Annotated in this window: 24 protein-coding genes and 6 tRNA genes; 22 read left to right on the top strand and 8 right to left on the bottom strand. The window is 65.3% G+C overall.

Annotation, left to right across the window (positions count from 1 at the left end; translation table 11 throughout):
• Window positions 1-120 precede the first annotated feature (120 nt).
• The 6 genes from NRG74_RS09080 (at window position 121) to NRG74_RS09055 (ending at window position 7,497) form a co-directional block, all read left to right on the top strand.
• Entirely contained in the window at window positions 121-384 is a 264-nt protein-coding gene (locus tag NRG74_RS09080; RefSeq protein ID WP_059314391.1) for a YeaC family protein, read from the top strand.
• An 84-nt stretch (window positions 385-468) separates the two neighbouring features.
• Complete coding sequence (locus NRG74_RS09075; protein WP_257706575.1) at window positions 469-1,302, top strand: DUF2797 domain-containing protein; 834 nt, start codon at window positions 469-471, stop codon at window positions 1,300-1,302.
• 12 nt (window positions 1,303-1,314) lie between these two features.
• Window positions 1,315-3,954 carry an aminopeptidase N gene (gene pepN, locus NRG74_RS09070; RefSeq protein WP_257706327.1) on the top strand — a complete coding sequence of 880 codons (2,640 nt, stop codon included), beginning with the start codon at window positions 1,315-1,317 and terminating at the stop codon, window positions 3,952-3,954.
• A 378-nt stretch (window positions 3,955-4,332) separates the two neighbouring features.
• Window positions 4,333-4,941 carry a hypothetical protein gene (locus NRG74_RS09065; RefSeq protein WP_257706326.1) on the top strand — a complete coding sequence of 203 codons (609 nt, stop codon included), beginning with the start codon at window positions 4,333-4,335 and terminating at the stop codon, window positions 4,939-4,941.
• Between the two features lie 122 nt (window positions 4,942-5,063).
• Complete coding sequence (locus NRG74_RS09060) at window positions 5,064-5,651, top strand: LemA family protein (protein ID WP_257706325.1); 588 nt, start codon at window positions 5,064-5,066, stop codon at window positions 5,649-5,651.
• Window positions 5,652-5,655: 4 nt separating this feature from the next.
• A complete protein-coding gene (locus NRG74_RS09055) occupies window positions 5,656-7,497 on the top strand; it encodes a M48 family metallopeptidase (RefSeq protein WP_257706324.1) in 1,842 nt (613 codons plus the stop codon).
• A gap of 4 nt (window positions 7,498-7,501) precedes the next feature.
• On the opposite strand, the gene NRG74_RS09050 is transcribed toward NRG74_RS09055, so the two are convergent.
• On the bottom strand, window positions 7,502-8,692 hold the full coding sequence (locus NRG74_RS09050; RefSeq protein WP_173146862.1) for a serine hydrolase domain-containing protein: 1,191 nt from the start codon (window positions 8,690-8,692) through the stop codon (window positions 7,502-7,504).
• Window positions 8,693-8,745: 53 nt separating this feature from the next.
• On the opposite strand from NRG74_RS09050, the gene def reads away from it, so the two are divergent.
• A complete protein-coding gene (gene def, locus NRG74_RS09045) occupies window positions 8,746-9,285 on the top strand; it encodes a peptide deformylase (protein ID WP_017641798.1) in 540 nt (179 codons plus the stop codon).
• Here def and NRG74_RS09040 read toward each other — a convergent pair.
• Window positions 9,282-9,920 carry a DsbA family oxidoreductase gene (locus NRG74_RS09040; RefSeq protein ID WP_257706323.1) on the bottom strand — a complete coding sequence of 213 codons (639 nt, stop codon included), beginning with the start codon at window positions 9,918-9,920 and terminating at the stop codon, window positions 9,282-9,284. The genes def and NRG74_RS09040 overlap by 4 nt on opposite strands.
• A 304-nt stretch (window positions 9,921-10,224) precedes the next feature.
• Between NRG74_RS09040 and NRG74_RS09035 the strand changes: the two genes are divergently transcribed.
• Window positions 10,225-11,142 carry a bestrophin family protein gene (locus tag NRG74_RS09035; RefSeq protein ID WP_051226173.1) on the top strand — a complete coding sequence of 306 codons (918 nt, stop codon included), beginning with the start codon at window positions 10,225-10,227 and terminating at the stop codon, window positions 11,140-11,142.
• A 42-nt stretch (window positions 11,143-11,184) separates the two neighbouring features.
• On the opposite strand, the gene cprA is transcribed toward NRG74_RS09035, so the two are convergent.
• Window positions 11,185-12,336 (bottom strand): cationic peptide resistance protein CprA, encoded by a 1,152-nt coding sequence (cprA, locus tag NRG74_RS09030; protein WP_257706322.1) that lies wholly within the window; start codon window positions 12,334-12,336, stop codon window positions 11,185-11,187.
• 139 nt (window positions 12,337-12,475) lie between these two features.
• Here cprA and NRG74_RS09025 point away from each other — a divergent pair, with 139 nt between their 5' ends.
• The 13 genes from NRG74_RS09025 to NRG74_RS08965 all read left to right on the top strand — a co-directional run bounded on the left by NRG74_RS09025 (window position 12,476) and on the right by NRG74_RS08965 (window position 18,571).
• Window positions 12,476-12,715, top strand: a complete 240-nt coding sequence (locus tag NRG74_RS09025; RefSeq protein ID WP_017641794.1) for a DUF2789 domain-containing protein — start codon at window positions 12,476-12,478, stop codon at window positions 12,713-12,715.
• 61 nt (window positions 12,716-12,776) lie between these two features.
• Complete coding sequence (locus tag NRG74_RS09020; RefSeq protein WP_007162893.1) at window positions 12,777-12,908, top strand: hypothetical protein; 132 nt, start codon at window positions 12,777-12,779, stop codon at window positions 12,906-12,908.
• A gap of 187 nt (window positions 12,909-13,095) precedes the next feature.
• On the top strand, window positions 13,096-14,085 hold the full coding sequence (locus NRG74_RS09015; RefSeq protein WP_257706321.1) for a DctP family TRAP transporter solute-binding subunit: 990 nt from the start codon (window positions 13,096-13,098) through the stop codon (window positions 14,083-14,085).
• 72 nt (window positions 14,086-14,157) lie between these two features.
• Window positions 14,158-15,279: a beta-ketoacyl-ACP synthase III gene (locus NRG74_RS09010; protein WP_017641792.1), complete on the top strand. Its 1,122-nt coding sequence runs from the start codon at window positions 14,158-14,160 to the stop codon at window positions 15,277-15,279.
• 70 nt (window positions 15,280-15,349) lie between these two features.
• Entirely contained in the window at window positions 15,350-16,228 is an 879-nt protein-coding gene (locus tag NRG74_RS09005) for a ParB/Srx family N-terminal domain-containing protein (RefSeq protein ID WP_026083922.1), read from the top strand.
• Window positions 16,229-16,327: 99 nt separating this feature from the next.
• Window positions 16,328-16,403, top strand: a tRNA-Ala gene (locus NRG74_RS09000).
• A gap of 41 nt (window positions 16,404-16,444) precedes the next feature.
• A tRNA-Glu gene (locus NRG74_RS08995) sits at window positions 16,445-16,520 on the top strand.
• 39 nt (window positions 16,521-16,559) lie between these two features.
• A tRNA-Ala gene (locus tag NRG74_RS08990) sits at window positions 16,560-16,635 on the top strand.
• Window positions 16,636-16,669: 34 nt separating this feature from the next.
• Window positions 16,670-16,745, top strand: a tRNA-Glu gene (locus NRG74_RS08985).
• Window positions 16,746-16,785: 40 nt separating this feature from the next.
• Window positions 16,786-16,861, top strand: a tRNA-Ala gene (locus tag NRG74_RS08980).
• Window positions 16,862-16,895: 34 nt separating this feature from the next.
• Window positions 16,896-16,971: transfer RNA gene (locus NRG74_RS08975), tRNA-Glu, on the top strand.
• A 134-nt stretch (window positions 16,972-17,105) separates the two neighbouring features.
• Window positions 17,106-18,248, top strand: a complete 1,143-nt coding sequence (locus NRG74_RS08970) for a GNAT family N-acetyltransferase (RefSeq protein ID WP_257706320.1) — start codon at window positions 17,106-17,108, stop codon at window positions 18,246-18,248.
• Complete coding sequence (locus NRG74_RS08965) at window positions 18,242-18,571, top strand: YnfA family protein (RefSeq protein WP_007162734.1); 330 nt, start codon at window positions 18,242-18,244, stop codon at window positions 18,569-18,571. The genes NRG74_RS08970 and NRG74_RS08965 overlap by 7 nt, the downstream gene beginning before the upstream one ends.
• 15 nt (window positions 18,572-18,586) lie before the next feature.
• On the opposite strand, the gene NRG74_RS08960 is transcribed toward NRG74_RS08965, so the two are convergent.
• From NRG74_RS08960 to NRG74_RS08945, 4 genes are read right to left on the bottom strand one after another with little or no spacing between them, the layout of a single operon-like run.
• The gene (locus NRG74_RS08960; RefSeq protein ID WP_007162735.1) at window positions 18,587-18,817 is read right to left on the bottom strand and encodes a YheU family protein; all 231 of its coding nucleotides are present in this window, start codon (window positions 18,815-18,817) and stop codon (window positions 18,587-18,589) included.
• 54 nt (window positions 18,818-18,871) lie between these two features.
• Window positions 18,872-20,059 (bottom strand): osmoprotectant NAGGN system M42 family peptidase, encoded by a 1,188-nt coding sequence (locus NRG74_RS08955; protein WP_017640298.1) that lies wholly within the window; start codon window positions 20,057-20,059, stop codon window positions 18,872-18,874.
• On the bottom strand, window positions 20,056-21,795 hold the full coding sequence (gene ngg / locus NRG74_RS08950) for an N-acetylglutaminylglutamine synthetase (protein WP_173146868.1): 1,740 nt from the start codon (window positions 21,793-21,795) through the stop codon (window positions 20,056-20,058). Before ngg ends, NRG74_RS08955 begins: the two co-directional genes overlap by 4 nt.
• Before the next feature lie 13 nt (window positions 21,796-21,808).
• A complete protein-coding gene (locus tag NRG74_RS08945; protein ID WP_257706319.1) occupies window positions 21,809-23,581 on the bottom strand; it encodes an N-acetylglutaminylglutamine amidotransferase in 1,773 nt (590 codons plus the stop codon).
• A 397-nt stretch (window positions 23,582-23,978) separates the two neighbouring features.
• Here NRG74_RS08945 and NRG74_RS08940 point away from each other — a divergent pair, with 397 nt between their 5' ends.
• The gene (locus tag NRG74_RS08940) at window positions 23,979-24,239 is read left to right on the top strand and encodes a type B 50S ribosomal protein L31 (RefSeq protein WP_007162739.1); all 261 of its coding nucleotides are present in this window, start codon (window positions 23,979-23,981) and stop codon (window positions 24,237-24,239) included.
• Window positions 24,240-24,261: 22 nt separating this feature from the next.
• On the opposite strand, the gene metR is transcribed toward NRG74_RS08940, so the two are convergent.
• A complete protein-coding gene (gene metR, locus NRG74_RS08935) occupies window positions 24,262-25,179 on the bottom strand; it encodes a transcriptional regulator MetR (protein WP_064307222.1) in 918 nt (305 codons plus the stop codon).
• Window positions 25,180-25,316: the final 137 nt, after the last annotated feature.

Below are 25,316 nucleotides of genomic sequence, written 5' to 3'. Positions count from 1 at the left end.
ACCTACCGCGACTCCGGGCCCCGAGCCGAAACACACCCTATGACCGCCATTGAGCCAGGCCAGGTGCACCGCGGCGGGCAGCCCGGTAAACTGGCGGTTCACTAGAGTCCGGAGCGACCCATGTCGACATCCTTCGCCCAGATGCTGGAAAACATCACCCCCGATATCTACGACGGCCTGAAGCTGGCCGTGGAGATCGGCAAGTGGCCCGACGGCCGCAAACTCAGTCGTGACCAGGTCGAGCTCTGTCTGCAGGCGGTGATCGCCTACGAGGCCAAGCACCTGCCCGAAGACCAGCGGACCGGTTACATGGGCCCTCAGGAATGCGCCTCCAAGTCGGTGCCCATCGAGAACATCCTGTTCAAGTCCGACGCCATTCACTGATCGACTACGCCCTACCCGACGAGGTGCCCTTTGGTGACGAAGAGGCACCTCGCGTCTTTTAGAGATCGAGAAATTCCTACCGTGATGACCGAACTGGGCCGTGGCGCCCTGCGCAAGATGGCCGTGACCCTGGCCGACCCCGTCAACTATGCCTTCCGCCTCGATGAGCGCGAGGTGCCGGTCAACCCGCTGATCGGCCGCCGCGTGCGCCTCGAATACCTGGGCGCCATCCATTGCACCCATTGCGGTCGCAAGACCCGCAAGAGCTTCAGCCAGGGCTACTGCTATCCCTGCTTCACCGCCCTGGCCCAGTGCGACAGCTGCATCGTCAGTCCGGAAAAGTGTCACTACGAGCACGGCACCTGCCGCCAGCCGGAGTGGGGCGAAGCCCACTGCATGGTGCCGCACGTGGTCTACCTGGCCAATTCCTCGGGCCTCAAGGTCGGCATCACCCGCGCCACCCAGCTGCCCACCCGCTGGATCGACCAGGGCGCCTATCAGGCGCTGCCGATCCTGAGGGTCGCTACCCGCCAGCAGTCCGGCCTGGTGGAGGACGTGTTGCGTAGCCAGGTGGGCGACCGCACCAACTGGCGCGCCATGCTCAAGGGCGTCGCCGCGCCGGAAGACCTGGTGGCGGTACGGGAGCGCATCTTCGATGCCTGCGCCCAGGGCCTGGACGATCTCCAGTGCCGTTTCGGCCTGCAGGCGATCCAGCCGGTGGTCGACATGGCGCCCATCGAGATCCATTATCCGGTCACGGTCTATCCCACCAAGGTGGTCAGCCACGACCTGGAAAAGACCCCCGTGGTGGAAGGCACGCTGCTGGGCATCAAGGGTCAATACCTGATGTTCGACACCGGCGTGATCAACATTCGCAAGTACACGGCCTATCAGCTGGCCGTGTCCGTTTCCGAGTAAGGATGTAAACCCATGCGCACCGACCAGCCCCAGACCATCTACCTCAAGGACTACCAGGCGCCCGAGTACCTCATCGAGGAAACCCGCCTCAGATTCGAGCTGCACGACGACCAGACCCTGGTGCACGCCGAACTGCGGCTGCAGCGTAATCCGATGCGCGGCGCCGGCCTGCCGCCGCTGGTGCTGCATGGCGAGGAGTTGGAACTGCTGGCGGTGGCGCTGGACGATCAGGCGCTAGCCGCTGGCGACTACCAGGTCGAGGCGGGCAGCCTGACCCTGCAGCCGCAGGGCGAGGCCTTCGTGCTCAAGACCTCGGTGCGCATCCACCCGGAAAGCAACACCGCCCTGGAAGGGCTGTACGTCTCCGGCAAGATGTTCTGCACCCAGTGCGAGGCCGAGGGCTTCCGCAAGATTACCTACTACCTGGATCGTCCGGACGTGATGAGCGTCTTCACCACCACGGTGGAGGCCGACAAGGCCAAGTACCCGATCCTGCTCTCCAATGGCAACCCCGTGGCCAGCGGTGACACCGAGGGTGGTCGGCACTGGGCCACCTGGGAAGATCCCTTCCCCAAGCCAGCCTATCTGTTCGCCCTCGTAGCCGGTGACCTCTGGTGCGTGGAAGACAGCTACCGCACCGGCAGCGGCCGCGACGTGGCCCTGCGTATCTACGTCGAGCCGGAAAACATCGGCAAGCTGCAGCACGCCATGGACAGCCTGAAGAAATCCATGCGCTGGGACGAGGAGGCCTATGGCCGCGAATACGATCTGGACATCTTCATGATCGTGGCGGTGAACGACTTCAACATGGGCGCCATGGAAAACAAGGGGCTCAACATCTTCAACTCCAGCGCCGTGCTGGCCAGCCCGCGCACCGCCACCGACGCCGCCCACCAGCGCGTCGAGGCCATCGTCGCCCACGAATACTTCCACAACTGGTCGGGCAACCGCGTGACCTGTCGCGACTGGTTCCAGCTGTCGCTCAAGGAAGGCTTCACCGTGTTCCGCGACGCCGGCTTCAGCTCCGACATGAATTCGCCGACGGTCAAGCGCATCGAGGACGTGGCCTTCCTGCGCACCAACCAGTTCGCCGAGGACGCCGGCCCCATGGCCCACCCGGTGCGTCCGGATCACTTCATCGAGATCTCCAATTTCTACACCCTGACGGTGTACGAGAAGGGCGCCGAGGTGGTGCGGATGCTGCACACCCTGCTGGGGCCGGAGGGCTTCCGCAAGGGCACCGATCTCTATTTCGAGCGCCACGATGGCCAGGCGGTGACCTGCGACGACTTCATCAAGGCCCTGGAAGACGCCAACGGCGCCGACTTCAGCCAGTTCAAGCGCTGGTACAGCCAGTCGGGCACCCCGCGCCTGGCGGTCAGCGAGCAGTACGATGCGGCGGCCAGGACCTATCGCCTGACCTTCCGCCAGAGCTGCCCGCCCACCCCAGGCCAGCCGACCAAGGAACCCTTCGTCATCCCGGTCCAACTGGGCCTGCTGGATGGTCAGGGTCGCGAGCTGCCCCTGCGCCTGGAAGGCGAAGCCGCTGCCCAGGGTACCGACCGGGTGCTGTCGGTCACCCAGGCCGAGCAGACCTTCACCTTCGTCGATGTGCCCGAGCGCCCGCTGCCTTCGCTGCTGCGCGGCTTCTCCGCCCCGGTCAAGCTCAGCTTCCCCTACAGCCGCGAGCAGCTGACCTTCCTCATGCAGCATGACAGCGACGGCTTCAATCGCTGGGATGCTGGCCAGCAACTGGCGGTGCAGGTGCTGCAGGAGATGATCGCCGGCCAGCCGCTGGACACCCGTCTGGTGGAGGCCCTGCGCACCGTGGCGGCGGATGAGTCCCTCGATCCGGCCATGGTCGCCGAGATGCTGTCGCTGCCGTCCGAGGCCTATCTGGTGGAGCTGTCCGAGCAGGCTGATCCCGGTGCCATCCACGGTGCCCGTCGCCAGGCCCGCCGGACCATCGCCGAGGCCCTGCGCGACGTGCTCTGGCAGCGTTATCGCAGCGCTCGGGAGGAATCGCGCGCCACGCCCTACCAGGCCAGCGCCGACCATATCGCGCGTCGCAGCCTGCAGAATGCTGCGCTGGGCTACCTCATGCTGCTGGAAGAGCCGGAGGCGCGCGACGCCGCTCTGGAGCAATTCGAGCACGCCGACAACATGACCGAGCGCCTGGCTGCGCTGAGCGCCCTGGTCAACTCCGGTTTTGAGCAGGAAAAGGCGGAGGTACTGGCGCGTTTCTTCGAGGAGTTCAAGGCCGATCCGCTAGTGATGGACACCTGGCTCAGCGTCCAGGCGTCCAGCCCCTTGCCGAGCGGCCTGGCCCGCGTCCAGGCACTCATGGAAAACCCGGTCTTCACCCTGAAAAACCCCAACAAGGTGCGGGCGCTGATCGGCGCCTTCGCCAACAGCAATCTGGTCAACTTCCATGCCGAGGACGGCAGCGGCTACCGCTTCCTGGCCGATCAGATCATCACCCTCAATCGGCTCAATCCGCAGATCGCCTCGCGCCTGCTGACGCCCCTGACCCGCTGGAAGAAGTACGGTCCCGCGCGCCAGGCGCTGATGCGCGCCGAGCTGGAGCGGATCCTGGCCAGCGGCGAGCTGTCCAGCGACGTCTACGAGGTGGTGAGCAAGAGCCTGGCGTAGGGGAGCCGACTGGGCTGCTTGTTGGGCTTCGACGATAAAGCCGTCTCAACCCAACCTACCTCGTCCCGTAGGTTGGGTTGAGCCCCGCGAAGCCCAACATCGCCCGCCGCCAAGCCTGACGCCCAGCGTCGGGCTTTTTTTTTGCCCAGATTTTCCCGCGCGGCCCTAGCCTGTAGCGCCTCTGCCGCCCGCTGAAAAATCTCGCACATCCTCGTGCCTGACAACTCGTCCCCACTCGGGCGCCGCCTGGCTGATGAAAATGCTTTAGGCTGACAACTGTATTCAAATCAGCTGCAGAGAGGCGCCGCCGCCGACAGGGTAGGCGTGCGGCCTCGCTTGGCACCCAGGCCCTATCACCGGAAGAGAGCGGAGCGGCAGATGAGTCATGCACAGCTGATGGATTGGGGATTCGTCCTGATAACCCTGTGCAACATCCTGCTGATCGCCCTGGTGGTGTTTCTCCTGTGGCAGCGCTACTTCGCCGGCGACGCCGCGGCCAAGGGCGAGGAGGCCGGCGAGGCGCAGGCGCCGGCCCTCCCCGAGGCGATCGTCAATCCGCCTGCCGATACCCAGCCGCCACCTCTTCCCGTCAGCCCCGGCCCGGCGGCGAACCGCAACGTCGACCTCTTCGACGAGGGACCGGAGGAGGTGTACGACGAAAACTACCCCGAATGGAAAAAAAGCGACGACCCCTACGTCGAGGAGCTGCTGTCCCACCGCGAAGCCCTGGAGCTCAAGGTGGACAACATGGTCATGCGGCTCACCCGGGCGCACAAGGTGGTGACCGGGCTGCGCGCGCAGAATCGGGAATTGCGCGCCTCCGAGGCCCAGGCCCAGCGGCTGCAGGAAGAGCTGACCCGAGCTCAGACCAGTCTCTCCCAGATGCGCCAGGAGCGTGACGCCCTGCTGGTGGAGGTGCAGCACAGCCGCAAGGGGGATTCGGCGCCACGGCACCCGACCGACACGGGCGCGCCATCCTCGCCCTGAGCAGCGATGGTCGGCCCATGCTCCACCAGCCATCCCCTCAACCGCCGCATCCGTCGCGCTGAACAGCGATCGGCGCGGCTTGCTCCTAGACTGGCACTCTCACCACCTTCAAGGACGATTCGATGAAATTGCTGCTCCTGCTGGCTGCCCTGGTCGCCATCGGTCTGTTCGCGATCAGCCTCTACAACGCCCTGGTCACGGCGCGTAACGCCTATCGCAATGCCTTCGCCCAGATCGATGTCCAGCTCACTCGCCGACACGACCTCATCCCCAATCTGGTGGAGGCGGTGAAGGGCTATCTTCAGCACGAGCGCGAGACCTTGCAGGCGGTGATGGTGGCGCGCCAGCAGGCGCAATCCGGTCTGCATCAGGCCAAGACCCGGCCGGAGGATCCCGCCGCGCTGCATGCCCTGGAGCAGGGCGAGCAGGGGCTCGGCTTCGCTCTCGGGCGGCTGTTCGCCGTGAGCGAAGCCTATCCGGAGCTCAAGGCCAACGAGACGGTGATCCAGTTGATGGAAGAGCTGAGCTCCACGGAAAATCGGCTGGCCTACGCGCGTCAGGCCCATAACGATGCGGTGATGGACTACAACAATCGCTGCGAGACCTTTCCCGGATCGCTGCTCGCCAGCCGCTTCGGCTTTCGCCTGGCGCAGCCCTTGGCGCTGCCGGATGGGGCCGCGCGCCAGGTGCCGCGAATCAGCCTGAGCTGAGTTCGTGCGCTTTCTCGACGACCAGGCCGCGGCGCGTCGGCGCACCCGGCTGTGTCTCGCCTTGCTGGCTCTGGTGGTGCTGCTCATGGCGCTGGCCAGTGCCGGACTGGCCCTGGTGTTCTTGCCGCGGGAGGTCGTCGACTACCTGGGCGGACGCGGGCCAACGCTGGTCAAGAGCGGATTGGTCTTTGTCGGCGTCATCACCGGAGCGTCCTTCTGGAAGGTCCGGCAACTCGCCCGTCAGGGTGGAGAGGCGGTGGTCAGGCGCATGGGCGCGGTGCCGCTGGACGATCAGGCCGATCCCCGGACCCGCCAGTTGCACAACGTGGTGGCGGAGATGGCGCTGGCCGCCGGCGTACCGGTGCCGTGGCTGTATCTGCTGCCGGACGAACCGGCCATCAATGCCTTCATCAGTGGCTATGGACCGGCTGATGCGAGCCTGTGCCTGACCCGCGGCGCCCTGCAGCAGCTGAACAGGGACGAGTTGCAGGGCGTGGTCGCCCATGAATTCAGTCATCTGCTCAATGGCGACATGCGCCTGAATCTGCGCCTGCTGGGCTGGCTGCATGGCATCAGCCTGATCGCCGATCTGGGACAGGAGCTGTTTTCCGATCGCACCTCGACCACCACCCGGGTCGACGGCAACCATCTGCTGGGCTGGTTGCTGGGTACCGTGCTGCTGGCGATCGGCGGCTGCGGACTGTTCTTCGCCAATCTGATCCAGGCCGCGGCGACGCGCTCGCGCGAGCGCCTGGCGGATGCCTCCGCCGTGCAGTTCACCCGCCATCCCCAGGGGCTGGCCGATGCCTTGAAAAAGATCGCCGCCCATCCGCTGCAGGGGCGGCTCTATCATCGCCGGGCGCGCAGCGTCGCCCACATGGTGCTGGGCGACTCCGGCGCGTCCTGGTTCGCCACCCATCCACCGGTCCTGGAACGCATCCAGCAACTCGAACCGGGGTTCGACGAATGGCAGCTGGAGCGCCTGCGGGCGGAGGCGCTGCTGCCCACGGGCGTGGCCTATGTCGCCGGCAGTCCGCCACCCGCGCCGGCACAACCGACCGCGAGTCAACCAACAGCCCCGCCCGCGTTGGCCGACGAGCGCCTGGCGGACATCCCGCCAGCGCTGTACCTCTTCCTGCAAGACCCGCAACAGGCCGCCGAGGTGCTGCTGGCCCTGGCCGGTGCCTCCGCGCCGACTGCTGCAGGGGAGGGGCGACGCTGGGTGGATAGCCTGGACACGGCGCTGCACCTGCCGCTGGCCCAGCTGACCTTTCCGGCCATCCGGCAGTTGCCCCGGCCTGCCTTGCGTGCCTTGCTGGTCGCGCTCAAGACGCAGCTGCGATCCGCGGAGCTGGATCTGTCCCGCTATTGCCTCGCCCGGATCATCCAGCGCCAGCTGATCGGCAGCCTGGCGCCCGGACGCCAACAGCCTGCAGGGCGGCGTACCCTGGCCCAGGAGCGGACGGCGGTGCTCACCCTCTACGCGGTCGCTGCCGAGCAGACCCATGAGAGCGTCCTGGCGGCGCGGCGCGCCTTCCTCCTGGCCGTGGCAACCACCTTTCCCGGACTGCACTGTGCCTACCAGCCGCCACTGGCCTGGCTACCCGCGCTCGAAGTGGCTCTGATGGGCCTAGGCCGGTTGGGCGTCGAGGCGCGGACCCTGGTACTGGAAGGCTTGATCCGCTTGGTGGAGGCGGATCAAGCCGTACGAATCCACGAACTGGAGCTGCTGAGGCTGTGTTGCGCCGTGCTGGAATTGCCCTTTCCCGTCATTCAGGCACAGCTTTCTCGCGGCGAGGACGGGCCGTTGCCTGGACGCTCGGCCGCTCCTGTCCTATCCAGCTGAGCGATCAGTCCCGGTAGAGGGCATCGCGGATGGCGTCGGGAAAGGGACCACTCATGCCAGCGATCGCCGTGTTGGTGAGGATCACCACGCTCAGCTCGCGCGCCGGATCGATGAACCAGGCGTTGCCGTAGACCCCGCCCCATTGCAGGGTACCGGGCGTCTGCGGTGTCTTCGCCAGCCGGGCATCGCGCAGCACCGCCGCGCCCAGGCTGAAGCCCCAGCCTGGCGCGTCGTCGCGTTGCAGCCCGGGGATCTGGTCTTCCATGAACAGACGCTGGCTGGTCGGGGTGAGCAGCCGGCCCTGGCGCAGCGCCTCCAGGAAGGCCAGGTAGTCTCCCGCACTGCCCTGCATGCCGCCGCCGCCCGAGGGAAAGGCCGTGGCCGAGAGTGCCCGCGCCGGGGAATAAAGGATGCCGCCCTTGGGCAGGGGCAGCAGATAGGGCTCGCTCATGGGCTCCGGGCGTGGATAGCCGTCGCGATAGGCCGTGGCCAGGTGGCTGGGGTCGCTGACGTGAAAGCTCAGGTCGTGCAGGTCGAGCGGTGCCGCCACCTGCTGCTGGACGACCTGAGGCAAGGGCAGGCCGGTCGCGGCTTCCAGCACGCCGCCCAGGACATCCAGCCCGAGGGAGTAGCGCCACTGGGTACCTGGCTTGAAGTCCAACGGTACGCCGGCGAGGCGCCGCAGGTTTTCTTCCAGGGTCAGGGGGGCGCCATCCAGGCCGTCGGATACCCCGGCGCGGTGATAGGGACCGTCCTGGTCTTCGCCGAAGCCGTAGTGCAGGCCCGCGGTGTGGCTGAGGAGCTGGGCCAGCGTGGGCACGGCTGGAGTGCCATCGGCCAGGTGCGGGGTGAAGTAGGGCAGGTAGCGACTGACCGGCGCCTGCAGATCCAGGCGCCCCTGATCCGCCAGGCGCAGCGCCGTCACCGCCACCAGCGGTTTGGTCAGGGAGGCAAAGCGAAACAGCTGGTCTTCCTGCATCGGCCGCTGCGCTTCCCGATCGGCGAATCCCGCCGCGCGGTGATACACCACCCGGCCCTGACGGGCGACCATGACCACGGTACCGACGATGCGCTGCTGGGCGATGGCGCGCTCCAGGATCGGATCCAGCCGCGCGGCGAGGGCGGCTTCCTCGGCCTGGACGAGGGGAGCGCTCAGGCCGAGACCGAGGGCGCTGGCGAGCAGTAGGGAGGACATCTGGTTTAAGCTCCTGGCGAAACGCCGGTGACTGGCAAAGAAGGAATCCTCGCATGATTCGCGACATTTTGAAGATGGGTGATCCCCGGCTGCTGCGGGTGGCGCCGCCGATAGCCGCCGAGCGCCTCGGCTCGGCGGAGCTGCAGGCGTTGATCCAGGACATGTTCGATACCATGGCCGCCGCGGGTGGCGTGGGTCTTGCCGCCCCGCAGATCGGTGAGGACCTGCAGCTGATGGTCTTTGGCTTCGAGCGCAATGCCCGCTATCCCGAGGCGCCGCCGGTACCGCTGCAGGTACTGATCAATCCGCGTATTGAGGTCCTTGATGCCAGCGAAGAACTGGGCTGGGAAGGCTGCCTGTCGATCCCCGGGCTGCGCGGCGAGGTACCGCGGCCGCGGCGAATCCGTTATCGAGGCGTGGATGGCGCGGGCAACCTGGTGGACCAGCAGGCCGAAGGCTTCCATGCGCGGGTGGTGCTGCACGAGTACGATCACCTGATCGGTCGGCTCTATCCCTCGCGGATTCAGGACTTTGCCCGCTTCGGCTTTACCGAGGTGCTGTTCCCCGAGTTGACGCCGGCCGCCCAGCGCTAGGCTTGGATCGCGTCCAGCTGCGCCCGGACGGCTGCCGCCAACTGGGCGAAGGGTACCGCTCCATCCAGAGCCCGCGCCTGTTCGATGGGCGCCTGCGCGGAACGCAGCAGCAGCGTCGGTACGGCCGTGATGCCCAGGGCTTCGGCGCGATCCTCGGCGTGCAGCACCACGTCGGTGTGGTCACCGCGCGCCAGGCTGGCCTGCAAGGCTTCGCCATCGAGACCGCTGCGGCGCGCCAGATCGATCAGCACCTCCCGCCCGCCGATATCGCGCCCCTCTTCGAAGAAGGCCTGGAAGACCGCCGTATGGAAGGCGTCGAAGCGGTCGTGGTCGCGGGCGAATTCCGCTGCTTCCAGGGCCAGACGGCTGCGCGGCTGGACCGGTGGTAGCCGCAGCACCATGCCGTATTCCGCCGCCATGGGATAGACCGCCCGGTCCCAGGTCCGGCGCAGATAATCCCCGGCGGGATCCAGGGTGGGCGTGGGTTCGGGGCGCAATTCGAAGGCATGCCACTCGATGGCCAGTTGATCGCCGAATTCCTCCTGCAGGCGCGCCAGCTGGGGCAGCTCCAGGTAGCAGAAGGGGCAGACGTAGTCGCTCCAGACATCCAGACGAACGCGCGGGGTGGCGGTCATGGCAGTGCTCCGGAAGGGCGTGGTGTCCGTCGGACCGCACCAGGGCGCGGATGTTCGCTGAACGGGTCGATATCCTCCGTGACGTGGCAACCAGCCAGGCGCTGCTGCCTTGGCGAGGTAACGGCCTGCGCAACGGGCCTCTTCATATCTGGAAACGCAATTGTCCCGGGCCTATTACGTGAAATGGGCGGCGATCCGCGCTCTAGAGGCTTGCCTTGAACCTGTTTTCGACCCCAGGTTCCTATGGCTGCATCCCTCCTTTCTCGCGCTAAGGACTATCACCTTGGGTTTTTTCACCAGCAAAATGACCTTCCTTCGGCAAACCTTCACTTACGTCGGCTGGTCGGTGTTCTGGCTGCTGCTGTGGGACATCGCCGTTACCGTCGACTACATGATTTTCGTCGACAATCGGGCGCAGCTGCCCAACATTCCCTTGACCCTGATCGGCTCTGCGCTGATCGTGCTGACCAGCTTTCGCAATACCAGTGCCTACCAACGCTGGTGGGAGGCGCGCACCCTCTGGGGCGGCATGGTCAATAGCTCGCGTAGCTTCGCTCGGCAGGCGCTAACGCTCATCGACGACGGCGACGAACATTTCAACGCGATCAAGACGGTGCTTATCGAGCGTCACCTCGCCTATGTCCGCTGCCTGGCCTGCCAGCTCAGCGGTGATTCGTTGCCCAAGGAGGTGCGCACCTACCTGGGCAAGGAGGAGTGGGCGATGCGCAAGGAGACCAACAACTTCGCCAACGCCATCCTCAGCGGTTCCTCCAGCCTAATCGCCCTGGAATACCGCGCCGGTCGCCTGGACAGCATCCGCCTGGAGCGCCTGGAAGCCACCTTCGTCGACATGTCCAACTGGCAGGGCGGCATGGAGCGCATCGCCAATACCCCCTTGCCCTATCCCTATGTGAATTTTCCGCGGCTGTTCATCTTCCTGTTCTGCGTGCTGATGCCCATCGGCCTGGTGGAAAGCCTGGAGTGGTACACGCCGCTGGCCTCCACCGTGGTGGGCTTCATCTTCCTGGCCATGGAAAAGGTCGGCACCGATCTGCAGAATCCCTTCCAGCGCAGTCGTCACCAGATCACCATGGGTACCATCTGCAACACCATCGAAGGCAACCTGCGCACCATGCTGCGCGATGCCCGCGGGGGTTATGCTTCGGTCAGCGAGATCGTGCGGGATTCGCGGCTGAATTCGCCGGAAAAGGACCCCGTCTGAGCAAGACCCGGCCCTGGCGATTGCCAGGACCGGGGTTAGGCCTTACTTGAAGTCCCACTGCATCTGCGCGGGTATGCTGATGTCCCGCGAGGAATGCACGCAGACATCCAGATAATCGGTGAAGCGCGGTGGGGCGGCGATGCCTTCGTCGAGCAGCCGCTGGTTGTCGAACAGATAATTCAGATCGGCGAAGCCGCCGTACAGCTTCAACGCCCGCAGCACCAGGCGCGGATTGGCCGGGCCGATGCGTTCGTTGAAGTCGGCGGCGAGTTCCTTGAGATCGGCGCTGTCCACCTGGCGATAGCGCTCGCCCACCGGGGCGTCGCCCATGGCGCCGGCATAGGCCTCGTCGATTTCGCCGAAGGTGCAGGCGCCCGCATTGCCCGCCGAGATGTGATACAGGCTGTAGTTCAGCTTGGGCTTGAGCGCCAGCTCCACCAGGGCTTCGGCGCAGTAGTCCACCGGAATGACATCGATCTGCTCATCCAGACCGCAGGTGAAGCGCTCCAGCGCGAAGCCCATGCGGAACACCCAGAAGATGCTGCCCGAGGCCTTGCAGCCCGAGCGACGGTGACCCACGACGATGGAAGGACGCGCCACCACCAGCGGCAGCAGCGGCAATTCGTTACGCAGCTTGAGTTCGATGGCGGCCTTGGAGGCGGTGTAGTCCACCAGCTGCTGTTCGGGTTCGGGGAAGTCCCAGGTCTCGGCGACCGGTGACTGGCGCTGCGGGCCGCATGCCATGGCAGTGCTGACGTGCAGGAAGCGTTTCAGCCGCCGGGACTGCGCGCAGGCCTCGGCCAGGGCGAAGGTGCCCTCGACATTGACCGGCCAGATCTTCGGATTGCGCGAGAAGGAGGCCACCGCCGCACAGTTGATGACCTCGTCCAGCGCCAGCAGTTGTGGTTTGGCGGCCTCGATCCAATGGGTGTCCAGCAGATCACCGCAGAGGATCTGCTCGGGTTTGAGCAGGGCGGCCAGGCGCTCGTCGACGTCATGGACGCGCAGATTCTGCAGCAGCCGCTCCAGACCTTCCGCCGGGTTGGCCGCCCGGACCAGGAACTGCAGCCCCTCGACATGTCCCAGCTCCAGCAGGCGCAGGGTAACGGCGCCGCCGAGAAAGCCGGTGGCACCGGTGACGAGAATGCGGCGCGGTGCGGCGGTGAAGTGAATGGCAGAGACGGGAAGCGACATGGCGAAGGCCCTGGTTGGCGAAACGTGGGCGTACCTTAAGGCCCGACGCTGAAGGATTTATTAAGGCCGGGGAACCCCTCAAGGCTGGCGTCTTTCTAGATGGTTGCCGTTACCGACCGATACCTGCCTGGAGACCCCTATGGAACTTCCCGTTCACGATCTGACGACCCTCTTCGAGCAACTGGGCCTGGATTCCGATCCGGCTGCCATTGATGCTTTCATCGCCAGCCATTCCCCGCTGCCCGACGAGGTGAAGGTCTCGGAAGCCGATTTCTGGTCACCGTCGCAAAAGGCGTTCCTCAAGGACGAGATCATGGAAGATGCCGATTGGGCACCGATCGTCGACGAGCTGAACGTCCGCCTGCATCGCCATGACTAACGTACAGGGCCGAACCCTTTCGGCCCTGTAGTCCTTCTCTTTCCGCGTCTGGAGATTTGCCATGAACGCCGTCCATGCCCAGCAGCAGCCGAACGATCCGCCCGTCGCCGACGATGAAGACGAGGTAAGCGAAGAGCAGCTCGACGAATCCGTCGAGGAAACCTTTCCTGCAAGCGATCCCATTTCGCCTTGATGATTTCCTGGCGCCGTTTCGACGGCGCTGGTCCTACCCCTGATCCTACTTTCTTGCACATTCGTCGTGCCATCTCCCTGCGCTGACCAGCCATTCACCTCGCGACTGCTAAGGTAACCGCGTCGCGCACGCAGCGTGACCGGGATCGCGCAGGCGATCCGATGGATCGTTCAACGCAGGGAATTCCATGATCAAGACCTTCTTCGCCACCCTGGCCGGCTCGCTTATCGCCTTGGCCATGCCCTTCGCTGTGGCCGAGCCGATCGTCATCAAGTTCGCCCATGTGGTGACGGACGATACGCCCAAGGGCCGTGGTGCCCTGCAGTTCCAGAAGCTGGTGCAGGAGCGACTGGCCGGCCAGGTCAAGGTGGAGGTCTATCCCAATTCCAGCCTGGTGGGCGACGCCGACGAACTGGACGCCCTGCGCAGCAACAAGGTCCAACTGCTGGCACCCTCGGTTTCCAAGCTCAACGCCCTGGCCAAACCACTCAGGGTCTACGATCTGCCTTTCCTGTTCGACAACATCGAGGCGGTCAAGCGCTTCCAGCGCCGCGACAAGAGTCGCGAACTGCTAGGCAGCCTGATCAGCCACAACATCACCGGATTGGGCTACTGGAACAACGGCGGCCGCCAGCTCTCGGCCACGCGGGAAATCCACATTCCTGCCGATCTCAAGGGGCTGACCTTCCGCGTCGAATCCTCCGAGGTGCTGGCCGCCTACTACCAGCAACTGGGTGCCGAGGCGGTCAAGCTGCCGTTCGCCCAGGTCTACGACGCCCTCCGGACCGGTAAGGTGCAGGGAGCGGAGAATCCCTGGTCGAACCTGCTGGGACAGAAGATCAACAGCGTGCAGCCCTATATCGTCGAGGACAACCACAGTTTCCTCACCTATATGCTCATCACCAACACCACCTTCTGGAATGGCCTGCCGTTCCAGATCCGCAGCGAGCTGGAGGCCATCCTCGACGAAGTGACCCAGTCGGTGAACCGCGATGCCGAAGCCATCAACGCCAAGGCGCGCGAACGGGTGGTCGCGGCCAATACCAGCAGGATCCTGATGCCGACGCCTGCCGAGCGGGAAGCCTGGCGCACGGCCGTGGCGCCGTTGCTCAAGAGGTACGAAAGCGAAGTGGGCAGCGACGTCCTGCGCGCCGCCGAGGCCGCCAATCGGCGTTGAGATTGCACGGGCGTCCACCCTGGATTTGCGGCAAACTGGCACGGCTTCATCCTGACAACAAGAGGAATAGCCGTGCAGCACGCGGTCATCAGCGGTAGTGGGCTCTATACGCCGCCCGAAAGCATTTCCAACGACGAGCTGGTTGCGTCCTTCAACCAGTGGGCTGGCCAGTGGAATGCCGAGCATGCCGACGCCATCGCCCAAGGCAGTCTGGCGCCCCAGCCGGAATCCAGCGCCGCCTTCATCGAGAAGGCCTCCGGCATCCGCAGCCGCCATGTGGTCGACAAGGCCGGTATCCTCGATCCGGCGCGCATGGTGCCGCGCATTCCCGAGCGTTCCAACGACGAGCCCTCGATCCTCTGCGAGATGGGCGTCGCCGCGGCGCGCGAGGCGCTGGAACGGGCAGGGCGGACCGCGGCCGACATCGACGGTGTCATCGTCGCCTGCTCCAACCTGCAGCGGCCTTATCCGGCGGTGGCCATCGAGGTCCAGGCCGCGTTGGGCATCCAGGGCTACGGCTTCGACATGAACGTCGCCTGCTCCTCGGCCACCTTCGGTCTGCAGACGGCGGCCAACGCCGTGCAACTGGGCCAGGCGCGGGCACTGCTGGTGATAGATCCGGAGATCTGCACCGGGCACCTGAACTTCCGCGACCGCGACAGCCACTTCATCTTCGGCGATGCCGCCACCGCCCTGGTGGTGGAACGCGCCGACCAGGCGACCTCGGCGCACCGCTACGAAATCCTCGGCACCCGGCTGTTCACCCAGTTCTCCAACAACATCCGCAACAACTTCGGCTTCCTCAACCGCGCGGCGGAGGAGGGCATGACCCACCCGGACAAGCTGTTCGTCCAGGAAGGGCGCAAGGTGTTCAAGGAGGTCTGCCCGCTGGTGGCCGAGCTGATCGCCAATCACCTCGCCGAGCTGGATATCCCCGTCGAGCGGGTCTCGCGCTTCTGGCTGCACCAGGCCAACCTGGCGATGAACCACCTCATCGTCAAGCGCCTGCTGGGGCGCGAACCCGAGCCTGGCGAGGCGCCGGTCATCCTGGATACCTACGGCAACACCAGCTCGGCCGGCTCGGTCATCGCCCTGCATCTGCACCACGAGGATCTGGCCAGTGGCAGTCTGGGGGTGCTCAGCTCCTTCGGCGCCGGTTACTCCATCGGCAGCGTGGTCCTGCGCAAGGTCTGATCGACGGCAGGAGTCTTCCCGGGAGGACCGTTGTCGGACCTGGGAAGACCTCTCGAGAAAGGAAGACCCCGTGTCGCCAGGAAGCCTGCTCCGGGTGCAATTGCGCCAGCTGCGCCCCACCCAGCCCGCGATCGGCCACGACCAGGTGCTGTACAAGCTTGGCAAGTACGCCTGCGACCGACGCAAGCTGTTCGACGACTACTGCGAAGCCAACGGCCAGCACCTGAGTGGCGGTTTTCAGCCGAGCACCAGTCTGCGCTCGGCTGGCGACGCCCTGGGCGTCAAGCCACCCGGCACCTATCCAGACGAAATGAAGACCGTGGTCATCGGCCCCGGACAGCAGCTCTACCTCACCGATGGTCACCACACCTTTTCCGCCTTCTGGGAACACCCCGGCGGTGGCGCCGAGACCTCGGTGTGGGTCAGGGTCACCGACGATTTCAGCGGCGCGGCGAGCATGGCCGAGTTCTGGATTCGCCTGCTCGACGAGCGCAAGGCTTGGCTCAAGGACCCCCAGGGGCGTCCGATCCTGCCCGAACAGCTGCCTGAATCCCTAGGGCTCACCGCCATGGCCGACGATCCCTACCGCGCCCTGGTGTATTTCACTCGCCAGATCGGCTACGACAAGCCGCGTACGCCGGATGGCCGGGTACTGCCCTCGGAATTCCTTGAATTCTACTGGGCCGAATGGCTGCGCATGCTGCTGCCCTTGCAAGGCTATGACCTGAATGATCGCAAGAGCTACGCCAAGGCCGTGGAGCAGGCGGCCCGGCTGATGGTGGCCAATCCCGGCATGCTGATCGGCAGCTCGGGGCGTACGGCGCTGGAGATGGGCGGCTACCGCGCCCTGGACAAGAAGGTCCTGCGCAAGCTCTCCGCCAGCGATGGCAAGTTCACCTACCTGCTGGCGGCCCGCGCCCAGCGTGCGGCCCTGGCGCGGGCGATCTGACCCTTTTCCGGCTTAAGTGTCTGTTACTAGCAGGTTTTTTTCTGATTGGTGTTGACAGGGGAGGCCGGGCCTCTTAACATGCGCCCCGTCCTGACCGACGGGGCTATAGCTCAGCTGGGAGAGCGCTTGCATGGCATGCAAGAGGTCGACGGTTCGATCCCGTCTAGCTCCACCAAATTTCGGTTTCGCCCTCGGGGGAAATCGGTAGAAGGTTTCGTCCCCTTCGTCTAGTGGCCTAGGACACCGCCCTTTCACGGCGGTAACAGGGGTTCGAGTCCCCTAGGGGACGCCATATCAGTCACGTATCCCAGACGTGGCGAACGTTGTACGCGGGGCTATAGCTCAGCTGGGAGAGCGCTTGCATGGCATGCAAGAGGTCGACGGTTCGATCCCGTCTAGCTCCACCAATTTCGTGATTCGTAAGGATCGCACCAGGGTAACGTCCCCTTCGTCTAGTGGCCTAGGACACCGCCCTTTCACGGCGGTAACAGGGGTTCGAGTCCCCTAGGGGACGCCATATCGGTCACGCATCCCAGGCGTGGCAAGATGCTGTACTTGGGGCTATAGCTCAGCTGGGAGAGCGCTTGCATGGCATGCAAGAGGTCGACGGTTCGATCCCGTCTAGCTCCACCAATTTCGTGATCCGCAAGGGTCGCACCAGGGTAACGTCCCCTTCGTCTAGTGGCCTAGGACACCGCCCTTTCACGGCGGTAACAGGGGTTCGAGTCCCCTAGGGGACGCCACACTCGAAAGAAACCGCCTCACGGCGGTTTTTTTTCGTCCGCACGAAAGCCATTCACCAGGGTCTTTCCCAGGTGCCCGTCAGGGCATTGAATTGTGTTAGACCTGTACGCCGAGTCCAAGCAAGGGGAGTGGGATGATCGTCGAGTATCTCTACAGCCTGGCCCAGGTGTCTGCCGAGCAGTGGAACGGTTTGCTGGTGGACGACCAGCCCTTTCTGCGGCATGAATTCCTCTCCACCCTGGAAGACAGCGGCAGCCTGGGGCAGGGGACCGGCTGGCAGCCCGCGCACCAGATCCTCAAGGATGAACAGGGTCGACTGCGGGCCGCGATGCCGGCCTATCTCAAGGCGCACTCCTATGGCGAATACGTCTTCGACTGGGCCTGGGCCGATGCCTGCCGGCGTGCCGGGATCGACTACTATCCCAAGCTGCTGGCCGCCGTGCCCTTCTCGCCGGTGCAGGGGGCGCGTCTGCTGGGCGAGCCAGCCGCCTGCGCGACCCTGCTCGACGCCACCACGGGCAGCCTGGCCGGTCTGGAGCTCTCCAGCCTGCACGTAAACTTCACCGACCCCAAGGCCGATGCCGTGCTGCAGGATCGCGATGGCTTTCTGGCCCGCCTCGGTTGCCAGTTCCACTGGCATAACCGCGGCTATCGCGACTATGGCGACTTCCTCGCCGCCCTGACCTCGCGCAAGCGCAAGCAGCTGCGCAAGGAGCGCGACCAGGTCGCCGGCCTGGGGGTGAGTTTCGAGTGGCGTAAGGGCGATGAGTTGAGCGAGGCGGAGTGGGACTTCGTCTATGCCTGCTATGCCAATACCTACGAGGTACGCGGCCAGGATCCCTACCTGACCCGCGCCTTCTTCAGCCTGCTGGCCGAGCGGCTGCCCGAGGCGATTCGGGTGGTGCTGGTGCGCCAGGGCAGCCGGCCGGTGGCCATGGCCTTCTATCTCAAGGACGATGACACCCTCTATGGCCGTTACTGGGGCTGCCTGCAGGAATTCGACCAGCTGCACTTCGAGACCTGTTTCTACCAGGGTATCGAGTACGCCATCGCCGAAGGGCTGCAGCGCTTCGATGCCGGCGCCCAGGGTGAGCACAAGCTGATTCGGGGCTTCGAGCCCACCCTGACCCATTCCTGGCACTACCTGGTGCATCCGGGTTTGAGAGCCGCTGTGGCGGAGTTTCTCGACCAGGAGCGAGAGGGGGTCCAGGCCTATGCGCGCCGGGCCGCCGAGGCCTTGCCCTATCGCCAGGAAGACGGCGCGGCACCATGCTGAACTATCTCTGGTTCCTACTGGCGGCGCTGTTCGAGATCGCCGGCTGCTATGCCTTTTGGCTCTGGCTCCGGCTGGATCGCAGTCCCTGGTGGATAGCGCCCGGGCTTGCCAGCCTGGTGCTCTTCGCCCTGTTGCTGACCCGTATCGAGGCGGCCTACGCCGGGCGCGCCTACGCCGCCTATGGCGGCATCTATGTGGTGGCGTCGCTGGGCTGGTTGGCGCTGGTCGAGCGCACCCGGCCGACTTGGACGGATCTGGCGGGCGGTCTGCTGTGCGTGGCCGGGGCGCTGGTGATCCTGTTGGCGCCGCGCGGCAGTGCCTGACAGGCGCGAGACGCGCTAGTCGTCGAGCAACTCGGGCGGCACGTCGCGGCGCAGCACCAGTTGGCACAGCGCACTGTCCGGATCGAAGAGGATGACGGCTTCGCCGGTTTCCAGGGCACGGCGCGCGCGCTGGGTACGGGTCGCCAGGGGCGTCTCGTCACCGTTGTCGGTGCCGTCGCGGGTGACGAAGTCTTCCAGCAGGTTGTCGAGGGTGGCGGCAGCGAGCTGGTCGTGGGGGATGATCATGGAGAGGGGCCTGAAAAAAGGCGCCCAGGATACCCCAGGCGCTTGGTTCGAACGCTATTTGCTGCCGTCGCCAACGACCTCCTCCAGCGGCGGCAGGTGCGTCTGGTTGTCCATCTGGGTGTCTTCCGGCAGCAACTGGTGACCGAAGCGGTCCAGCGAGCTGTCGGCCGGTTGCGCATCGCTGTCGAACACCGGCGGGCTGAGCATGTAGCCGGTCAGCAGCTGGCTGAGCGCCGCCAGGCTGACGATATGGGTGCGCTCGTAGCCATGGGTGGCGTCGCAACCGAAGGCCAGCAGGGCGACCCGCACGTCCTGGCCGGAACTGATCGCCGAGTGGGCGTCGCTGTAGTAGTAGCGGAACAGGTCGCGGCGCACTGGGATGTCGTTGCGTTGCGCCAGGCGCAGCAGGTGCCGTGACAGGTGATAGTCGTAGGGGCCGGCGGAATCCTGCATGGCGACGCTGACGCGGTGCTCGTCGGAGCGCTGGCCGGGCGCGACCGGGGCGATGTCGATGCCGACGAATTCGCTGACGTCCCAGGGCAGGGCACCGGCAGCCCCCGAACCCACCTCCTCGGTGATGGTGAACAGCGGATGGCAGTCGATGGGTGGCGTCTGGCCGGTTTCCTTGAGCATCTTCAAGGCGGTGAGCAGGGCAGCCACGCCCGCCTTGTCGTCCAGGTGGCGCGAGCTGATGTAGCCGCTGTCGGTGAATTCCGGCAGCGGATCGAAGGCGACGAAGTCGCCGACCTGCACGCCCAGTTGCTCGGTCTCGTGGCGACTCTTGGTCACGGCGTCCAGGCGCAATTCGATGTGGTCCCAGGTCACCGGCATCTTGTCGATCTCGGTGTTGAAGGCGTGACCCGAGGCCAGCAGCGGCAGCACACTGCCTCTCAGGGTGCCGTCATCGGTGAACAGGCTGACCCGGCTGCCTTCGGCGAAGCGACTCGACCAGTGGCCGACCGCCGCCAGGCCCAGGCGGCCATTGTCCTTGATCTCGCGGACGATGGCGCCAATGGTGTCCAGGTGCGCGGAGACGGCCCGGTCGGGACTCTCCTTGTGGCCCTTGATGGTGGCGCGGATGGTGCCGCGGCGGGTCAGTTCGAAGGGGATGTCGAGTTCGTTGAGCCGTTCGGCCACGTACATGACGATGGTGTCGGTGAAGCCCGTGGGGCTGGGGATGGCCAGCATGTCCAGCAGGACCTTGCGCAGGTAATCCAGATCGGGCTCGGGCAAGCGATTCATAGCGGAACCTCCCGGGAGAGCGGGAACAGCAGGTCGATGAAGCGTTCGGCGGTGGGGCGGGGCTCGTGATTGGCCAGGCCCGGCCGCTCATTGGCTTCGATGATGACGTAGTCGGGCGAATCGGCAGCCGGGACCAGCAGGTCCATGCCGGTGACGGGGATGTCCAGTGCCCGGGCCGCCTGGATGGCAGCGTCGGCCAGCACCGGATGGAGGCTGTCGGTGACGTCTTCCAGGATGCCGCCGGTGTGCAGGTTGGCGGTCTTGCGCACGGCCAGGTGGGTGCCGGTGGGAAGCACGCTGTCCCACTCGTAGCCGGCACCGCGGATGGCGCGTTCGGTTTCCTCGTCCACCGGGATGCGCGACTCGCCGCCGGTGGCGGCCTGGCGACGGCGACTCTGGGCTTCGATCAGGTCCCGGACGCTGTGCTGACCGTCGCCGACGATTTCCGCCGGCCGGCGGATGGCCGCAGCCACCACCTCGTGGCCAATGACCACTATCCGCAGGTCGAGGCCCTGGTGAAAGCTTTCCAGCAGCACGCGATCGTCATGACGCTGCGCCGCCTGGATGGCGGTGGCGAGGTGTTCGGCGTCGCGGATATCCACGGCCACGCCCTTGCCCTGTTCGCCATTGACCGGCTTGACCACCAGAGCGCCATGCTTCTCCAGGAAGGCGGCGTTGTCTTCGTCGCTGCCCGCCAGTTGCTGTTCAGGGACCTTCAACCCGGCCCGGGCCAGGGTGCGGCTGGTCAGCACCTTGTCGGCGCAGAGGGTCATGGTCACGGCGGAGGTGAGATCGGTGAGAGATTCGCGGCAGCGGATGCGGCGGTTGCCCTGGATCAGAGTGAAAAGGCCGCCCTCGGCATCGTCCACCTGGACCTCGATGCCACGCCGCAGGGCTTCGTCGACGATGATCCGCGCATAGGGGTTCAGCTCGGCCGCTGGCCCAGGACCAAGGAACAGGGTCTGGTTGATGCCGTTCTTGCACTTGATGGCGAAGGTCTGCAGCGGTCGGAAACCCAGCTTGTCGTAGAGGCGCTTGGCCTGCAGGTTGTCATGCAGCACCGACAGGTCCAGATAGGCCAGGCCGCGACTGGCATAGTGCTCGATCAGGTGGCGCACCAGCGCCTCGCCGACGCCGGGTCGGCTGCACTCGGGCGATACCGCCAGGCACCACAGCGAGGAGCCGCCATCGGGATCCTGGAAGGCCTTGACGTGATTGAGGCCCATCACCGAGCCGATGATGGCGCCGCTGTCGTCGTCTTCCGCCAGCCAGTAGACCGGGCCGCCCTTGTGCCGGGGCGTCAGCCGCTCGGTATCGACGGGCAGCATGTGCCGCTGCTGATAGAGCCGGTTAATCTCGCTCCAGTCCTGCGCGGAGCAGGCGCGGCGGATCCGAAAGCCGCGATAGATCCGGCGGGCCGGACGATAGTCGCTGAACCAGATCCGCAGGGTATCGCTAGGGTCGAGGAACAGCTGCTGGGGTGCCTGGGCCAGCACCTGATGCGGCGCGGCCACGTAGAGCGCGATGTCGCGCTCGCCGGGCGTTTCGGTGAGCAGCTCCTTGGCCAGGCTGGCGGGGTCGGGATAGGTATGGCCGACGAGCAGCCGTCCCCAGCCGCAATGCAGGCAGAGCGGCTGGGAGGTCGGATGATCGCCTTCCGCCAGGCGCGCCTGCAGCCGTTCGTAGGAGGGCGTCTGGGCACGCTGGAGGCGCTGGTTGTAGCTGGTCGCTTTCATGCGTCTTGCACCCTCACAGTCCGTGTTCGCTCAGCCAGAGGTTGAGCGCGGCGAGTTGCCAGAGCTTGGAGCCACGCAGGGGCGTGATGCGGTCGGCCGGATTGGTCAGCAGGCGATCGATCTCGGCGGTGTCGAACAGGCCGCGATCCTGGCTGGGATCCAGCAGCAGCTCGCGTACCCAGCTGAGGGTGTTGCCTTCCAGGTGCTTGAGGCCCGGCACCGGGAAATAGCCCTTGGGCCGGTCGATCACCTCTTGGGGAATGACCTTGCGCGCAGCGGCCTTGAGCACCTGCTTGCCGCCGTCGCCCAGCTTGAATTCGGCGGGAATGCGCGCCGAGAGTTCGGCCAGGCGATAGTCGAGGAAGGGCACCCGGGCTTCCAGGCCCCAGGCCATGGTCATGTTGTCGACCCGCTTGACCGGGTCGTCCACCAGCATCACGGTGCTGTCCAGGCGCAGGGCCTTGTCGACCCCGGCGCTGGCGCCCGGCTTGGCGAAGTGCTGACGGACGAAGGCCTCGGCGGCGTCTTCCTCCAGGCGCATGCCCGCCTGCACGGTGGCGGCATACTGGGCATAGTCGCGGTCGAAGAAGGCGGCGCGATAGGCGGCGAAGGGATCGGCGGCGCCATGCACCTGGGGATACCAGTGGTAACCGGCGAAGAGTTCGTCCGCGCCCTGGCCGCTCTGTACTACCTTGCAGTGCTTGGAGACCTCGCGCGACAGCAGATAGAAGGCGATGCAGTCGTGGCTCACCATCGGCTCGCTCATGGCCGAGAAGGCGCGCGGCAGCTGCTGGATGATCTCGTCCTCGGCGATGCGCAACTGGTGGTGGCGGGTGCCGTAGTGATTGGCGATCAGATCGGAATACTGGAATTCGTCGCCGCGCTCGCCGCCGGCATCCTCGAAGCCGATGGAGAAGGTCAGCAGGTCCTTGACCCCCGAATCGTGCAGCAGGCCCACCAGCAGGCTGGAGTCCACCCCGCCGGAGAGCAGCACACCGACCTCGCGCGCCGCGCGCTGGCGGATCGCCACCGCGTCCTTGAGGCCATGCAGGACGCGCTCGGCCCAGTCGTCCAGAGTGTAGCGACGCTCGTCTTCACGGGGACCGTAGTCCAGATTCCACCAGGTCTCCTGATGCTGCTGGCCAGACGCATCCACAGTCATCCAGGTCGCTGGCGGCAGCTTCTGCACGCCCTGCAGGATGGTGCGCGGTGCCGGCACCACAGCGTGGAAGTTCAGGTAGTGGTTGAGCGCGACCGGATCGATGCGGGTGTCGATGTCACCGCCTTCCAACAGGGCGGGCAGGCTGGAGGCGAATCTCAGGCGTTTGTCGGTGAACGACAGATACAGCGGCTTGATCCCCAGACGATCCCGGGCGATGAACAGCCGGCCGCTGTCACGCTCCCAGATGGCGAAGGCGAACATGCCATTGAGCTTGGGCAGCATGTCCTTACCCCAGGCGTGATAGGCCTTGAGCAGGATCTCGGTGTCACCCCCGGAATAAAAGCTGTAACCCTTGGCTTCCAGCTCGCTGCGCAATTCCGGGTAGTTGTAGATGGCGCCGTTGAACACCATCGACAACCCCAGTTCCGGCTCGATCATGGGTTGGCCCGAGGCTTCCGCCAGATCCATGATCTTCAACCGCCGGTGGCCCAGGGCGACCGGCCCTTGGCTATGGAAGCCCCAGGCATCCGGTCCGCGCTGTTCGAGGCGGTGGGTGATGCGCTCCACCGCGCTGATGGCTGCAGGTTGTTGATCGAAACGAAGCTCTCCGGCGATGCCGCACATGGTGCTGTGCCTCTTGAATCCTTGGGATGCGGCGCAACGAGTTCAGTCCCGAACCCGGCGTGCGCATCCAATGCGTGTGGACTTCTCGCGATCCTTGAGAAGCCAATGCAGGGCGCCGTGCGGGCGCAAAGGGCAGGGGCTGACAGCTCGTCTGTCTGGCGCCGTGGGCTTGAACGCACGCACCGACCGACAGCTGGTCTCAAAGAGAGTGGGGTACCGCCGGTCAGGGCCTCAGGTTACGAGCCCCAGGCGCGGCGGATGGTTCCATCGCAAGGGTCATGGCTGCCGCCACCGTCACAGGCGGGACTGCAAAAGTGATCTTTATATGTTATAATGTATCTTTAATCGGCGCGCGGAAGGCATCTCGTCTTCGGCGCCCCAGACCAGGAGACGTCTCATGAAACCCGGTATCCATCCCAACTACCGTCCCGTGCTGTTCCACGACACCACCTCGGACACCTACTTCCTGATTCGCTCCACGGCTGAGAGCGACCGCACCCAGGAATACGAAGGCGAGACCTATCCCTACATCAGCCTCGACGTATCCAGCGCTTCCCACCCCATCTACACCGGCGAGCAGCGCCAGATGAAGGTCGAAGGCCGCGTCTCGAGCTTCAACAAGAAGTTCGCCGGCTTCCCGGGTGGCAACAGCAAGTAAGCGCCACGGGCAGCGCGCCGGCTCAGCGCGCGCTGCTGACCCCTTCGAGGGTGGCGAAGGAGGTGTCCTTGGCGGTCAGCAGGAAATCCTGCATGAAGGGCGCTTCCAGCATGTCTTCGCGAATCGCCGCATGGAGCGTCGCATAGAGGCCTTTCTCCCCCAGCCGGCGCGCCGTCACGTAGCCGCGCGAGCTGTACTCGTGGATCGCCCAGTTGGGCAGGCAGCAGACGCCACGGCCTGACGCCACCAGTTGCAGCATCATCACCGTCATCTCCGCCGTGCGAATCGAGAGCGGTTCGACATCGGCCGGATCGAGAAAACGGGTGAAGATATCCAGTCGATCGCGCTCCACCGGATAGGTGATCTGGGTTTCCTGGGCGAGGTCCTCGGGCACGATATAGGGCCGCTGTGCCAGGGGATGCTGGTTGGCCACTGCCAGCAGGGCTTCGTAGGTGAACAGCGGCACATAGGTGACCCCCGAGAGGTCCACTGGATCGGCGGTCACCACCAGGTCCAGATCGCCCCGTGCTAGCGCGGGCAAGGGTGCGAAAGAGAACCCGGACGCCAGGTCCAGCTCCACTTCCGGCCAGGAATCACGGAATTGATCGATGGTGGGCATCAGCCACTGGAAGCAGCTGTGGCATTCGATGGCCATGTGCAGCCGGCCCGCCGTCCCGCCCACCAGTCGCGCCAGATCCCGTTCGGCACTGCGCAGATGCGGCAACACCGCGTCCGCGGTCTGCAGCAGGCGCAAACCAGCGCTGGTGAAGCGGATGGGTTTGGTCTTGCGAATGAATAGCGGGGTCCCCAGCCGTTCTTCCAGTTCCTTGAACTGATGGGAGAGGGCGGACTGGGTTAGATGCAAGCGTTCTGCAGCCTCCACCAGACTGGAGGATTCGCGGAGTGCATGCAGGGTTTTCAGGTGGCGAAGTTCGAACATGGCGTCGGCGCTGGAGGTAAAGGTGCATCATGAAGACTTTTCATGGTGCTGCCTATACTCCAACGTGCCTGGCGCGCTGTTTCAGTGTCTATTGCAAGGGTGAACACCACTGTTCCTGAGCGGATTGCCCGCTCAGG

Source organism: Pseudomonas oryzihabitans, assembly GCF_024652905.1.
Classification (GTDB): Bacteria; Pseudomonadota; Gammaproteobacteria; order Pseudomonadales; family Pseudomonadaceae; genus Chryseomonas; species Chryseomonas benzopyrenica.
The sequence above is the reverse complement of the archived record's forward strand: the minus strand, read 5'-3'. Positions and strand labels throughout refer to the sequence as shown.